This is a genomic window from Citrobacter freundii complex sp. CFNIH4 (assembly GCF_002934505.1).
Taxonomy (GTDB): Bacteria; Pseudomonadota; Gammaproteobacteria; order Enterobacterales; family Enterobacteriaceae; genus Citrobacter; species Citrobacter freundii.
Genome location: NZ_CP026231.1, coordinates 392,522 through 406,561 on the forward strand (window position 1 = coordinate 392,522; position 14,040 = coordinate 406,561).

The 14,040-nt window shown below is 57.7% G+C and carries 14 protein-coding genes and 2 pseudogenes; 2 read left to right on the forward strand and 14 right to left on the reverse strand.

The genetic code is table 11. The annotated features are described in order from the left end of the window. The first annotated feature begins 6 nt into the window (after positions 1 to 6). Positions 7 to 2,340: a primase-helicase zinc-binding domain-containing protein gene (locus tag C2U41_RS02045; RefSeq protein ID WP_103849115.1), complete on the forward strand. Its 2,334-nt coding sequence runs from the start codon at positions 7 to 9 to the stop codon at positions 2,338 to 2,340. 691 nt (positions 2,341 to 3,031) lie between these two features. Here C2U41_RS02045 and ykfI read toward each other — a convergent pair. The 8 genes and pseudogenes from ykfI to C2U41_RS02080 form a co-directional block, all read right to left on the reverse strand. Then, positions 3,032 to 3,373 (reverse strand): type IV toxin-antitoxin system toxin YkfI, encoded by a 342-nt coding sequence (gene ykfI, locus C2U41_RS02050; protein ID WP_003031349.1) that lies wholly within the window; start codon positions 3,371 to 3,373, stop codon positions 3,032 to 3,034. 20 nt (positions 3,374 to 3,393) lie between these two features. Further along, the gene (locus C2U41_RS02055) at positions 3,394 to 3,711 is read right to left on the reverse strand and encodes a type IV toxin-antitoxin system YeeU family antitoxin (protein WP_003031347.1); all 318 of its coding nucleotides are present in this window, start codon (positions 3,709 to 3,711) and stop codon (positions 3,394 to 3,396) included. A 17-nt stretch (positions 3,712 to 3,728) separates the two neighbouring features. Next, positions 3,729 to 3,950, reverse strand: coding sequence for a DUF987 domain-containing protein (locus C2U41_RS02060; RefSeq protein ID WP_003031346.1), 222 nt, complete (start codon positions 3,948 to 3,950; stop codon positions 3,729 to 3,731). Positions 3,951 to 3,958: 8 nt separating this feature from the next. Beyond that, positions 3,959 to 4,435, reverse strand: a complete 477-nt coding sequence (locus C2U41_RS02065; protein ID WP_003031345.1) for a JAB domain-containing protein — start codon at positions 4,433 to 4,435, stop codon at positions 3,959 to 3,961. A gap of 15 nt (positions 4,436 to 4,450) precedes the next feature. Continuing rightward, positions 4,451 to 4,912, reverse strand: coding sequence for an antirestriction protein (locus C2U41_RS02070; protein ID WP_003031344.1), 462 nt, complete (start codon positions 4,910 to 4,912; stop codon positions 4,451 to 4,453). Between the two features lie 112 nt (positions 4,913 to 5,024). Then, positions 5,025 to 5,117, reverse strand: a pseudogene (locus C2U41_RS29920) (DUF905 family protein); the annotation flags it as partial. A 460-nt stretch (positions 5,118 to 5,577) separates the two neighbouring features. Further along, positions 5,578 to 5,865: a hypothetical protein gene (locus C2U41_RS02075; RefSeq protein ID WP_146051406.1), complete on the reverse strand. Its 288-nt coding sequence runs from the start codon at positions 5,863 to 5,865 to the stop codon at positions 5,578 to 5,580. Then, a protein-coding gene (locus C2U41_RS02080) for an IS3 family transposase (protein WP_103849485.1) occupies positions 5,858 to 7,005 on the reverse strand; the annotation gives its coding sequence in 2 pieces (ribosomal slippage) (positions 5,858 to 6,768 and positions 6,768 to 7,005; 1,149 coding nt in all). Before C2U41_RS02080 ends, C2U41_RS02075 begins: the two co-directional genes overlap by 8 nt. A 57-nt stretch (positions 7,006 to 7,062) precedes the next feature. Here C2U41_RS02080 and C2U41_RS02085 point away from each other — a divergent pair. Continuing rightward, positions 7,063 to 7,903 (forward strand): annotated as a pseudogene (locus tag C2U41_RS02085) (IS5 family transposase); the annotation flags it as partial. A gap of 224 nt (positions 7,904 to 8,127) precedes the next feature. On the opposite strand, the gene C2U41_RS02090 reads toward C2U41_RS02085, so the two are convergent. From C2U41_RS02090 to C2U41_RS02115, 6 genes are read right to left on the reverse strand one after another with little or no spacing between them, the layout of a single operon-like run. Continuing rightward, positions 8,128 to 9,279, reverse strand: coding sequence for a S1C family serine protease (locus C2U41_RS02090; RefSeq protein WP_003847784.1), 1,152 nt, complete (start codon positions 9,277 to 9,279; stop codon positions 8,128 to 8,130). Between the two features lie 24 nt (positions 9,280 to 9,303). Further along, on the reverse strand, positions 9,304 to 10,269 hold the full coding sequence (locus tag C2U41_RS02095; RefSeq protein WP_003847782.1) for a zinc metalloprotease HtpX: 966 nt from the start codon (positions 10,267 to 10,269) through the stop codon (positions 9,304 to 9,306). Beyond that, the gene (gene psiE-GI, locus C2U41_RS02100) at positions 10,247 to 10,744 is read right to left on the reverse strand and encodes a heat resistance protein PsiE-GI (RefSeq protein ID WP_003847780.1); all 498 of its coding nucleotides are present in this window, start codon (positions 10,742 to 10,744) and stop codon (positions 10,247 to 10,249) included. Before psiE-GI ends, C2U41_RS02095 begins: the two co-directional genes overlap by 23 nt. Further along, complete coding sequence (kefB-GI, locus tag C2U41_RS02105; protein ID WP_003847777.1) at positions 10,741 to 12,456, reverse strand: heat resistance system K+/H+ antiporter KefB-GI; 1,716 nt, start codon at positions 12,454 to 12,456, stop codon at positions 10,741 to 10,743. The genes psiE-GI and kefB-GI overlap by 4 nt, the downstream gene beginning before the upstream one ends. Before the next feature lie 3 nt (positions 12,457 to 12,459). Further along, positions 12,460 to 12,900, reverse strand: coding sequence for a heat resistance system thioredoxin Trx-GI (trx-GI, locus tag C2U41_RS02110; protein ID WP_000786814.1), 441 nt, complete (start codon positions 12,898 to 12,900; stop codon positions 12,460 to 12,462). Further along, complete coding sequence (locus C2U41_RS02115) at positions 12,890 to 14,035, reverse strand: hypothetical protein (protein ID WP_003847774.1); 1,146 nt, start codon at positions 14,033 to 14,035, stop codon at positions 12,890 to 12,892. The genes trx-GI and C2U41_RS02115 overlap by 11 nt, the downstream gene beginning before the upstream one ends. Between the last annotated feature and the right edge of the window lie 5 nt (positions 14,036 to 14,040).

The following is a 14,040-nucleotide window of genomic DNA, read 5'->3' on the forward strand; positions in this document are numbered from 1 at the left end:
ATAACCATGAAAATGAACGTAACGGAAACCGTAAAACAGGCGTGCGGCCACTGGCCGCGTATCCTCCCGGCGCTGGGTGTGAAGGTGATTAAAAACCGCCATCAGTCCTGCCCGGTGTGCGGCGGCTCTGACCGCTTCCGCTTCGATGACAAAGAGGGGCGCGGGACGTGGTTCTGTAACCAGTGCGGCGCGGGTGACGGACTGAAACTGATTGAGAAGGTATTCGATGTATCTGCCTCCGAGGCCGCCCAAAAGGTGAATGCCGTCACCGGAAATCTGTCGCCGGTCGCCCCGGAAGTGATTGCGGCCGCAGAAGCTGAAACCGATGCTGACCGCAAAGCGGCGGCCGGGCTGGCCGTTAAGCTCATGGAGAAAACCCGCACGGCCAGCGGCAACGCCTACCTCACCCGCAAGGGATTCCCCGGTCATGAGTGTGTCATGCTGACGGCCACACACAAAACCGGCGGCGTGACGTTCCGCGCCGGTGATATGGTTGTCCCGCTGTATGACGATGCCGGGGCACTGGTTAACGTTCAGCTTATTAATTCTGACGGTCTCAAACGCACCCTGAAAGGCGGGGCGGTAAAAGGAGCGAGCCATACCATCGAAGGGAAAAAACAGGCCGGAAAACGCCTGTGGATAGCGGAGGGTTATGCGACCGCGCTCACCGTGCATCACCTGACCGGCGAAACCGTTATGGTGGCGCTGTCGTCCGTGAACCTCCTTTCTCTGGCGAGCCTTGCCCGTCAGAAACACCCGGCCTGTCAGATTGTGCTCGCCGCCGACCGTGACCTTAACGGTGACGGCCAGAACAAAGCCGCGGCGGCCGCAGAAGCCTGTGAAGGCATTGTCGCCCTGCCGCCGGTGTTCGGTGACTGGAATGATGCGTTTATAGAGAAAGGAGAGGAGGCCACGCGGAAAGCCATTTATGACGCCATCCGGCCACCGGCTGACAGTCCTTTCACTACCATGAGTGAGGCGGAATTTACCGCCATGAGCACCAGTGAAAAGGCAATGCGGGTGCATGAACATTACGGCGAAGCGCTGGCCGTGGACGCGAACGGCCAGCTCCTGTCCCGCTATGAGGCCGGGATATGGAAAATCATTCCACCGTCGGATTTTGCCCGCGATGTGGCCGGATTGTTCCAGCGTCTGCGCGCGCCGTTCTCGTCGGGGAAAATCGCCTCAGTTGTGGAGACCCTGAAACTGATTATTCCGCAGCAGGACGCCCCGGCGCGCCGTCTGATTGGTTTTCGCAACGGCGTACTCGATACCGCCACCGGCACATTCAACCCTCACCATAAATCACACTGGCTGCGCACGCTCTGTGATGTCGATTTTACCCCGCCGGTCGAGGGTGAAACGCTGGAAACTCACGCCCCGGATTTCTGGCGCTGGCTCGACCGCGCCGCCGGTGGCAGACCGGAAAAACGCGACGTGATTCTGGCCGCGCTGTTTATGGTGCTGGCGAACCGCTACGACTGGCAGCTCTTTCTCGAAGTGACCGGGCCGGGTGGCAGCGGGAAAAGTATTCTGGCCGAAATTGCGACCATGCTTGCCGGGGAAGATAACGCCACATCGGCCACCATCGAAACGCTGGAATCACCGCGCGAACGTGCCGCGCTAATTGGCTTCTCGCTGATTCGCCTGCCTGACCAGGAAAAGTGGAGCGGTGACGGGGCAGGACTCAAGGCCATCACTGGCGGGGATGCGGTCTCCGTTGACCCGAAATACAAGGATGCGTACTCCACCCATATTCCGGCGGTGGTTCTGGCCGTGAACAATAACCCGATGCGCTTTACTGACCGCAGCGGCGGTGTTTCCCGTCGCCGGGTGATCCTGCATTTCCCGGAGCAGATTGCGCCGGAGGAACGCGACCCGCAGCTTAAGAACAAAATCGCCCGTGAGCTGGCCGTGATTGTGCGCCAGCTAATGCAGAAGTTCAGCGATCCGATGACTGCCCGCGCACTGCTCCAGTCACAGCAGAACTCCGACGAGGCGCTCAGCATCAAGCGCGATGCCGACCCGACATTTGATTTTTGCGGCTATCTGGAAGCCCTGCCGGAGCCTGAGGGTATGTATATTGGCAATGCCAGCATCATACCGCGTCAGCCGCGTCTGTATCTGTATCATGCCTATCTGGCGTATATGGAAGCCCACGGCTACAGGAATACCCTGAGCCTCACCATGTTCGGCAAGGGGCTGTCAGCCATGCTGAAAGAGTACGGGCTGAGCTATGAAAAGCGCCGGAAAAATCAGGGCATACAGACCAATCTGGCGCTCAGGGAAGAAAGCAACGCCGACTGGCTGCCGAAATGCGATGATCCCATAGCGAGATAACTTACTCTGACCGGCAATCGCCGGTCTTTTTTTACCTGCAAAACGGCAAAAGTGAACAGTAAAGTGTTCACTGTTCACCAACCATTCACCGCATAAGTTAATGAATATTATAAACAAAAACCATTAGTGAACAGTGTGAACAGTTTTTCTAAAAAAAAGTTTTTTTCTGTTAATTAGTTCGTATGAAAAATGAACGCACCCGTCAATGTGTATAGTGGTGTGTATAGGAATGTTTTTCGATTTTATTTTTATCAATAAAATCATTGTATTGATGTTGTTTATCGGTTCCTATTATCGCACCATTAAAATCAAATTCTTACGTAAGATCTTATCATTCTCCCACCAAAAAATTATTTTCATGTAACAGCTGGTGTAAGTAAATTCTATCAACGAAGATCAATCTTATCTACTGACCAAAAAGGCCTGATAGGGCTTCGCTCACTATACATCCGTGGCTGCAGGTTTAGTTGTCCATGTCTACACCACTCCTAAATTTAATGTGTTGGCAATGTGTTCAATAAAGCTCGAACAAATTAGCTCATTATGATCGGTTAATACTTCAACTTCTGGTTGCATGATTGTTTGTCCGTAAAAAGATAACGCGCCCGCCGGGTAGTAGCAGGCGCATTACGCAATAGGTAAACAAGGGAGGAAGTTCAGAAATGTAAATCGGGAAGGTTGTACGCAATGTTCATCGTACTACGTTGTTACGGCTTTGCCGCAACAAGCCAGTTGCCTGCCGCGCTCGCAGAATGTCTACAGCCCGGAGATAAGGAGATTGTTCCTGCCAGCTAAATCCCTTCCTGTCTATACGAACCAGCTCGTATTTTTCTACCAGAAAATTCACGGCATCGGCTAGGGTGATACCGGCATCGATGTGTTCCTTAATCACAGCCTCATTGCAGAATGGCGTGTCGTTTATTGTCAGACCATAGTGCTGTTCCAGCAGACGTGTCAGTAACATTTGCCAGACAGCCACGGGTGACAGGCAGGGCTTCACCGCCCGCTGAGTTGTTGCAGGTAAAGTTTTCATGTTTGCTCTCGTGAAGGTAATTAACGCTGAGTGGGGTAAATGGCGATGTATACGTAGCCGCAACTGCCAAGGGTGTCGGCTTCGCAGGTTAAATCGTTGTGGTACAGGGTAACGCAGTGGGCATGGTGGGTGCTGAGTTCACCAGTGGTCAGCATCGATTCCATCTGGCGGATAAAGTGCGGGAATGTTTCATCCAGCTTCCGGTATTCGATGTCACTGAACTTGCCGGTCATGCTGGCCCGGTCAGCCAGATAATGCAGTCGGTTGCCTTCCTGCACCAGACGGGCTCCCAGACGTGGCGTGATATCACGCTGCAGACCCCATGTGATTTTGCTCATTGATAACCTCTTTATTGTCAGTTCAGGGTGATGCTCATCAGGCAGGCATAAGGCCCCTCGCGGTCCTGGCGGCGTTCGGCGTATACCGCCAGGACTCCTGTGATATCCGGAACGTCCCTGCCGGTGTAATGGCAGACGCTACCGTGCCACTGGTATTTGCCGGTGCAGAAACGAAAGATTCGGGACTCAGGATGCTGGCGGTATATCGTCATTGCCCGGCGTTTACTGATAATTTTCATGTAATACCTCACAGCAGACCGTGTTCTGCGAACGAATAGATTTGCCTGCCGCCGACAATCAGATGGTCAGGGACACGGATATCCACCAGTTGAAGTACCTGAACCAGTCGCTGCGTGAGGGCTTTGTCAGCCTGGCTGGGCGTCGTCTCGCCGGAAGGATGGTTATGCGCCAGTATTACCGCTGCCGCGTTGAAGTACAGAGCGCGCTTGACCACCTCGCGGGGATGTACCTCGGTACTGCTAATAGAACCGGCAAACAGGGTTTCGTGGGCAATCAACTGGTTCTGCTGGTTCAGATACAGCACCCGGAACTCTTCCCGTTCAAGCGCGGCCATATGCAGCCGCAACCACTCCCGGACGGCATGAGTGGAGGTGAAGGCTACCCCAGGCTCATGCAGGTGCCGCTCCAGAGCCCTGAGCGCCCGCTGAATGAGACGCCGGTCCTGTGGCGTTATCTCGCCGGGTAAAAAGGAAAGCTGTTTCATTCGTTGCTCCTCCGGTCAGTCAATGATACGCAAAATGGCGTGGGCTTCAGAATGCTGCAGGGCATAGTCCCGCAGGCGGTAATAGTGCGCGGTCATTGCGTCACACTCTGTACGGCAGGCGTGATGGCTGTATTCAATCAGGCAGACAGCAATGCCTGCGGCTTCAGCACTCATGTCCGCGCCATTGCCGTTCATACCGTTGAACAGATGCCATTTATCGTCAACGTCAGCATCAGGGGCCATAAACGCGCCGCCATTGCTGAGCGTGTAAAAGGACCAGATACCACTGTTGTACTCGTCACAGAAGCGGTCCATCCAGGCGAAAATGCGGGGTTCCAGCGTTATCCATTGTGGGATAGAGCCAAAGTACTGCGGCCAGAAGCAGATACGCTGTTCGTCGGGTATCTGCGTTACGGTCAGTTCAAATTCGGATTCGTTAGCAGCAGATGCGAGGTTGTTTTTTGTCGCTGTTGTCATGGGTATGTCTCCGTCAATAAAAAAACGCCAGCGGCGACGGCTGGCGTATGCGGTAATAATGAGTGTTCGGGAAGATTAAATGTTGCTGGTAAATCATGCGGAGCCAGCAGATGGATACGTCCGTACAGATGCCTGGCTTGCGGGTATAGCGGTTAAGACCTTCACCGGCATCCGGTTCAAAGTTCCATGCCTGCCCTAGTCGTCTTCAATGTTAACGCCGGTGATACTGGCAGGAACTAATGGCCCTGCTGCGCAATCAGCCGGTACCCACTACGGTAGGTCATAAAGCGATTAGTGAAACGACTTCAAACCTTCAGAATTATTCATTACTCCCCCCCTGAAAAATAATAAAAAAGCGGCAGAATCGTGAGATTCTGCCGTTAGTTGTGTATGTTCAGAGGAATGATATATATCTGAATATTTTTATAATGCTGATAGGCCGTTTTGTGCCAAAAGCGGAAGTAACTAACAGCAGTCTGTGTGAAAATACGGGGAGCAGGTTAGTACTCCTTAATTACGCCCAACTGGTCGATGTTGGTGATGTGGAAAACCACGATAAGAGGTGTCAGAAATCGACTTTAATACATCCGGTCTCAAAATGGTCGATTAAGACTCTATATTTCAGACTATTAGTCTCTAAAAGTGGTTTTCCACACGGTTGACCTTCAAACAACATTAAGTATTGATTCAATCCTTTTTTTTGCCTGACTGGTCAGGCGCTTAATTCCAAGCGAGCGGGTCATTTCCTGTATCTTATTGTCACCTTTAATACTCAGCGCCAGTGCGCGTAATTCCTCACTAGGAATCGCGTCAACCTGGCGAATGTCGTTATCCGTGGCAGGCAAACGAAACGCATTCCAGTCAGCACGTTGCTCAGCGGACAGCCAGACGAAGTTTTCACCTGAGTGATCGGCTGCAAGGTGATAGTGAATCGCCACGGATAATCTAGACACTTCCGAGCCGTTGATAATACTGGTTTTCATATTCTGTCGGTGACATCTGATCGCTGGAACCATGCCGACGCTTACTGTTATAAAACATTTCGATGTAATCAAAAATATCGCTGCGGGCTTCCTCCCGCGTTCCGTAGATCTTTTTCTTTATCCGTTCGCGTTTCAACAACTGGAAAAAGCTTTCTGCAACCGCATTATCGTGGCAGTTACCGCGACGGCTCATGCTGCCCTCCAGTCCGTGTGATTTCAGGAACGACTGCCACTCATGGCTTGTGTACTGACTGCCCTGATCCGAATGAACCAGCACCTGTTTTTGGGGATTACGCCGCCATACAGCCATCAGCAGTGCGTTCAGGACAATGTCCTTTGTCATCCGGGATTGCATGGACCAGCCGATAATTTTGCGTGAGAACAGATCAACAACCACAGCAAGATACAGCCAGCCTTCGTGGGTCCTGATATAGGTTATGTCGGTTACCCAACGCTCATCCGGAGCATCCGGATTGAACTGTCGCTGGAGCCTGTTGGGCGACACGATACTGGCCTCGCCTTTACGTGCCCACGGGCTCCGGTATCCGACCTGAGCCTTTATCCCGACACGTTTCATCAGTCGCCAGACTCTGTTGACTCCGCACTGTTGCCCGCTGTCCCGCAGATCCAGATGGATCTTGCGATAACCATAGACGCATCCCGATTCCAGCCAGAACTGTTTAATCTGTCCTGTCAGTCTCAGGTCTGCCCGATGGCGTTGTGAATGCGGCTGCTGAAGCCATGCGTAAAAGCCACTGGGATGAACATCCAGCACCCGACAGAGCAGGCGAACAGGCCAGCAACGGGCGTTGTCACGGATAAAGGCGTACCTCAGTCGGACAGTTTTGCGAAGTACGCCGCGGCTTTTTTTAATATGTCCCGTTCGTCAGTAACCCGCTTCAGCTCTTTCTGGAGACGGCGGATCTCGGTCTGAGCATCTGACTGTTCTTTATGAGTGGAGGAATCCGGCCCGTACTTCTTTATCCAGGCGTAAAGGCTGTGGGTGGTGATATCGAGACGTGTTGCAACGCTGGAAACAGAATAACCACGATCAACAACCTGTTTGACTGCTTCAATTTTAAACTCTTCGGGATAACGCTTACCGCTCATGGGCACCTCTCTTTAAGCCATCTTAAATGACTCTGAGGTGTCTGTTAAACCCGTGTCGATTCAGGTCGCCCGGCGTATCCCTTGATGGCGATGCTGCGTATCCATCTGATGCAGAATTGGTTCGGCTACAGCGATCCGGCCATGGAAGAAGCGCTGTACGAGACGACCATCCTACGTCCGTTAGCCGGGCTGAGCATGGAGCGTATTCCTGACGAAACCACCATCCTCAACTTCCGTCGTCTGCTGGAGAAACATGAGCTGGCAGCCGGCATCCTCTGCGTGATCAATGGCTACCTGGGGGATCGCGGTCTGTCGCTGCGCCAGGGCACTATCGTCGATGCCACGCTGATCCACGCGCCCAGTTCAACCAAGAACCAGGACGGCAAGCGCGACCCGGAAATGCACCAGACCAAGAAGGGGAACCAGTATTACTTTGGCATGAAGGCGCACATCGGCGTTGATGATGAATCGGGGCTGGTACACAGCGTGGTGGGCACGGCAGCCACCGTGGCGGATGTCACCCACGTCGACAAGCTGCTGCACGGCGACGAGAACGTCGTCTGCGCCGATGCCGGCTACACCGGCGTCGAAAAGCGCTCCGAGCATGCCGACCGAGAAGTGATCTGGCAGGTCGCAGCACGCCGCAGCACCTACAAGATGCTCGATAAACGCAGCGCCCTGTACAAAGCCAAGCGCAAGATCGAGAAGGCCAAGGCGCAAGTGCGAGCGAAGGTAGAGCCCCCGTTTCGCGTGATCAAGCGGCAGTTTCGGCTACACCAAGGTACGTTTCCGAGGGCTGGTGAGGAACACTGCACAACTGGTGACGCTGTTTGCCCTGTCGAACCTATGGATGGCCCGCCGACATTTGCTGGCAAGCGCAGGAGAGGTGCGCCTGTAATGCGGAAAATGGCCGTCGCAAGGTGCTCGCGACGGCTGAAAGCACCGAAATGAGCGGGTGATCCGATCGTTTTTGATCGGTTCACCGCTTTCAAAATCAGCAGTGGCTGAAGTCAGCCGGAAATACAGGGCTACTTCAGACCATCCCTAGCTAGGGCTCGTAGTTCGGCGCAAGGCTGAAGTCGCTTGGCTGCTTCGCTGTGCAGATCCATGACCCACTTTCCATCAAACTCCCGGTTGTAGTTCCACAAGCATCTCGCGAGTCTTGCCGGCCCGCTCCACTAACAAGACCACAACATCTCCAACGTTCTTGTCGTCTAGCCGGGCCTGTAATGTGGTGACGTCGTCGACGGCGATACCGTCGATGCTGATAACGCGATCGCCGGGCACGATGCCGCCTGCGGTGACCTCGACGCCGACGAGCCCGGCCCTGTGCGCCGCCGAGCCCGGCGTCACGCGCAATACGAATACGCCCTTACTGCCGGTCAGCGCCTGCAGACGCGCGTTGAGCTGCTCATCCACCTCGATGCCCAGCGCCGGACGGATGTACTTGCCGGTCTTTATGAGTTGCGGCACCACGCGCATGACGGTATCGACCGGCACCGCAAAGCCTATGCCGGCCGAGGCGCCAGACGGACTGTAGATGGCGGTATTGATTCCGATCAGCCGCCCAGCCGAATCGAGCAGCGGGCCACCGGAATTGCCGGGGTTGATGGCGGCGTCGGTCTGGATCAGGTGATCGATGGCCGGGCCGCCCGCTTCTCCCGGCAACGAGCGGTCGAGCGCGGAGACGATACCAGTTGTGAGCGTCCAGTCCAGGCCGAAGGGGTTGCCGATAGCGAACACCTTCTGACCCACCTTGAGGTCGGCACTGGTGCCGACCGGCACGGCCGGCGGGCGCTTGAAACCGACGCCGATCTTGAGCACGGCGATGTCGTGCGCGGGGCTCGTCCCCACCAGCGCGGCCTGGTAGTCGCGGCCGTCGGCCAGTTTGACGGTGGCTTCGGACGCGCCCTGGATGACGTGGAAGTTGGTGACGACGTGGCCGGCGTCGTCCCAGATGAAGCCCGATCCAGTGCCGCGCGGCACGGAGAACACGTTGCGCGTCCAGACATCGCGTACTAATTGCGCGGTGGTGATGTAGACCACCGAGGCGCGCGATTTTTCGAACAGTTCGATGGTGGTTTTCTCGTCCGCCGCCAGATCGCCACGCGCCATCACGGTGCGTTCTGCTGCCTCGCGCGGACTGAACCATGCTTCGATGGCGGGCAGAAACTGCCACAGCAGCATGAGCGCGGCAATGCAGGCGGTGATGAAGAGCCCGCGCCGGACGAAGCGGTCCGGCGCGGGGCGTTGGTACGGGTCGAGATAGGCCATGAGACGTCTCCTGTTGATGGGCAATCAGCGCCACAGCCCGCTCGGGCGCCAGCGCGGTGGGCGCGTCGCCAAAGCGGATTCCGGCAAAAAATGGGGCGCGCGGAGTGGCAACGCTGATGCTGGCCCAGGCGCCAACGTCAGCAGGCGTGCGATGCGCTCTTGCGTTGCCGGACGCGTGCGCAAGCAGGAGGGCTCGGGATTGCCCCATCCCGGCCATAGCCAGGCACGCCAGGAGCGGCTGACCCGCTCGATTTTCGCCAGCGCGGACGCCAGCCCCTGCGGGTCGCCAGTCAGTTCCGCCGCAAGGCGGTCAGCGTCGAACTCACGCACGCGAGACAAGCCGAGCAGTGCGAGCAGAGCCAGCTGGGGCGATGCGGCCAATAACAATAGACCAGGCCAATAGACCTCCGCCGCGCCAACCAGCTGCGCGGGCAGGCTGAGCAGGATCGCGATCTGTCCCATAAGGGCCAGTAGGCTCGTGAGGCGACTGTCGGAATCCGCCAGCCCCATGACACGCAGATCCTCATTAGCGATGTGCGCGACCTCGTGCACGAGCACACCCGCCAGCTCGCGTGGGCTCAGGCTGCGCAGCAGGCCATCGGTGAGGGCGATCGATGCCTCCTGCTTCGATCCGGTGGCGAAGGCGTTGACGACGGCACTGGGCACATAGTGCGGCACCGGCGTGGCGGGCAAACCGGCACGGGCGGGCAGCTCGCGCAACCGGGCCCACATCTCGTGGGCTTCTTGCGGGTGCAAGGCCCGTACGCGGTACAGGCGCAAGCTCAGCGCCGACGCGGCTACCGGTTCCAGCAGCAACGCACCTGCAACGGCAAACAGCGCGAGCCACAGGCAGCCTTCCCCAAACGGCAGTCTCCCTGCTGCGGCTGCGATCCCGACCAGGGTCAGGACCAACAGCCCGGTCTGCAGGCGGTTGAGCCAGCGGTGTTGCAAGAGCGCCGTGCGCGGATCACTGGGATGATGACGGGTCATGCTCAGAGGTCTCGGCGGCGCGGTCGCCGCGCTTGCGCAGCAGCCAGTAGGTCGCACCCAGAGCCAGCGTGGCGCTTGCCAGCGCGGCTATCTTTGCGGGGCTCGCGTCGGAGTCGAGGACCACGAACTTGCGGGAGAGTGCGATCAGCGCGATCAGGACCACTGTCTTGACCTGGATGATGCTGTCCCGACGCAGCGCCACGCGCACGATGGAATGCTTGAACTCCATCGCGATCAAGAGCGTCATGATCATACCGAACACGCTCTGGAATACCTTGTGGTCCAGGGGATTGAAGGCATCGAGAACCAGCAGCGTGAAGACGATGGAGATGAGCTGGAACAGCGACACCACGATGATGACGGCGATCACCGCCGACAGCACGAGCGCGACGACCTGCTCGAAGCGCTCGTAAAAACTCATGATGGCTAATTGGTCACGCAAGACCTGAAATGGGTTAAGGCGTGTTGATTTCATGACGATGAACTCCCTGGAAAACGGCTGCTGTCGAGACGGCGGCGCATTGCGTTGATGTGTCCTTCAATCAGCTCGGTCGACATGCCAAGCGTCGACATCACCTGTTCCGCCAGCCCAATAGCTGCGGCAAAGGATTGCTGATACACGCGCACGTTGGGCATGGCGCGAAATGCATCGGCCGCGGTCGTACTTCTGCATGACACCCACAAGGTCAGCGCCGGACGGCGCTCGGCAATCGCCTGGGCGATGCGCAACGCTTGCTGGGCATGGGCGAACGTCAGCACCACCAAGTGCGCATGCGTCAAGCCGGCAGCCAGCAAGGTATCGGGCCGACTGGCATCGCCATGGAACACCGGCGCGCCGGCGGCACGCGCGGCCTCGACCTTCTGCGCGTCCGCCTCCAGCAGCAGATGCGCCACGCCGGCGTGGCGAAGAATCTCGCTGACTGTAAGGCCAAGCTCGCCCGCGCCGCAAACGATGACATGGTCTCGATATCGCGTCGTCTGCGCGGCGATCTCGACTTCTTCAGCCTGGGGTGGCTGAATGACGCCGCCGGTGCGGCTCAAGAACCGGGCAAGTACATCGTGATGGCGGATCAGTAGCGGTGCCAGAGCCATGCTGAGCACCAGCGCGACCAGCATGGGTTGGACGACGGTCGCGGGGATCAGATGCTGCTGCAAGACCGTGCCCAACAACAGCAGGGCGAACTCGCCGCCGTGCCCCAACGCTATGCCCGCGCGCCAGGCATCGAGGGCGGACAGGCGCGTCGCCCGCAAGGCCAGCGTATTGAGCAGGATCTTGACTGGTACCAGCACCACCAGCCACGCCAGCACCGCCAGCGGTGCCGAAAGAATCTGTGCTGCGTCCAGTTGCAGGCCGATGGTCACGAAGAACACGCCCGACAACACATCGCGAAAGGGCCTGAGGTGGCTTTCCATGTGGTGCCGGAAGTCGCTCTCGCCCAGGACCATCCCGGCGAGGAAGGCCCCCAGGGCGGCGGATACGCCGACCGCGTGCGCAGCGGCGGCGGCAGCCACCACCACGCACAAGGAGACGAGCACGAACGATTCCTCGTGGCCCCGCCGCGCCACCCAGCCCAGCAGGCCATGCAACAGACGGCGCGAGGCGAGGGCCGCTGCCGCGAACAGCAGCAGCACACCGAATACTTCGAGCAGCACATGCTCGATCTTCGGCGACTCGCCGCGCGCCCAGATCGCCAGCAAGGCCAGCAGGGGCACGCTGGCCAGGTCCTGAAAGACCAGCACGGCGATGGCACTGCGGCCGTGGCGGGTGGTGAGCTCGCCTTGGTCGGCCAGTTGTCGGCTGACCAGCGCCGTGGACGACATGGCCGCCGCAGTGCCGAGCAGCGCGGCGCTCTGGCCGGGCTGCCCCAGCCACATCAATAGCAGGATCAGCGGCGGGGCCACGGCGATCATCTGCAGAGCGCCCGCCATCAGCACCGTCCTGCGGGCGAGCCAGAAGTGTCCGAGGGAGAATTCCAGTCCGACCATGAACAACAGCAGCGCCACGCCCAGCTCGGACAGAAAGCTCAGCGTCTCCCCCGGCGCGATCACGCTGATGACTGAGGGGCCCAGTACAACGCCGACAGAGAGATACCCCAGCAAGGCGGGCACTCTGAACGCCGCCGTCGCCATCGACGCCAGGCTGCAAGCCGCCAGCAGGATTAGCGTATCGCCGAGTAAGGCCTGCATCGGTCAGCGTCCCACTTGCGTCGACGTCCAGCGCACGATGTCCTGCGCGCCCATCGCGCCGGCCTGACGGGCGATCTCCCGCCCACCCTGGAACAGGGCGAGCGTCGGGATGCTGCGGATACCGAACTGCGCGGCCAGGTGGGGCTCAGCCTCGGTATTCACCTTCGCCAGCCGGATCCTCGGTTCGAGCTGGTGCGCCGCTTGCTGGAACTGTGGCGCCATCATCTTGCACGGCCCGCACCATGGCGCCCAGAAATCGACCAGTAGCGGCAGATCGCTGCGCTCCACGTGGCGCGAGAACGTCGCCGTGGTCAACTCGATGGGCTCGCCCGTGAACAAGGGCTGCTGGCAGCGGCCACAGTTGGGATGTTCCGATAGCTTCGCAGTCGGTACGCGGTTGATGGACTGGCAATGCGGGCAGACGAGGTGAAGATCATTCTTCATGGTTCGCCTCCTTGGACCACAGTGAGGCTGCCTCGCTTCGGGTCACAGACAATGCCGACCAATCAACGCCTTGGAGCCAATCGTTCCCGTTTTTGCTTACTCCGGCCTCTTCCAGATGAGCAGCGATGAATGCTTCGGCCTGCATGAGCCACCTTCGGACAGCATCTTCCTTACTAGGAATCAGCAGGATTTCAGAGACGCTGCTGGCATTCAGCCCGTCCACACGGATAAGCAGAAAAATGCGCCGCCACAAACGCGGCATGTCCTTCAGCAGGTCAAATGCAAAAGCGAGCTCGCTCGACCGATCAATCAGCTCCTCCTGTTCCGCGATCGTTGCGACATCGGGATGCTGACTGCCAGCGAAGATATCGGCCAGCTTGAGTGTGTCATCGGGCTGATAAAATTCGAAGATTTCCTCTTCCACCATGGCCTCGGCCACGTCTTGGGCATCCGGTTCGACCGGCGCGTCCAGAGAAACGAATTCGCCAAATTGCCGGCTGCTTGCCACTTCGTTATCCAGGACGGCGAACAGATGCTTCAAAAGATCGGTGTAAGCCTCTTTTTCCCCCGGCACGGATTGCCATTCCACCTCAGCTCGGACAATCGCTTCATCCACCACGTCGCGCAGCGTCGGATAATCGCGCGGTAAATCGCCGACGGCCCGCAGATAAGCCAGCTCACGCCTTGCGACAGCCTCAAGTTTCGACAGTAGAGGCATTCGGGTCACCTCGGCCTCATGGGCGGCTGATGCGGGTTTTGCGGCAATCCGCACCTTGAGCTCGCGCAAGCGCTCGCGTCGTGCTTTGCGCTTGATTTGATCCTGAGCATGCAGTCGGTCAAAATGCTTCCTGGCCTGACGGAACAACGACTGTGCGAGCATCTTCGCGAGGGGCGTCAGCTCGTCATGTGATGCAGTAACGCTGACAATCTTTTTGCCGGGCAGGTGCATATAGCCACTGGCCAGAAATTGCCGCTTGATCTTGTCGCGATCAAGGACGATTTGAAGTTGCGCTGAATCTTTAGTGTGTTTGTCGAGCAATGGCTTGAGGGCGTGCTCGATCACATTTCCCAAAGTTCTCTGCCAAGGTTCATGAAACTCTTTGTCGATAGCTCGATAGCTATATTGCATCTGCATGTATG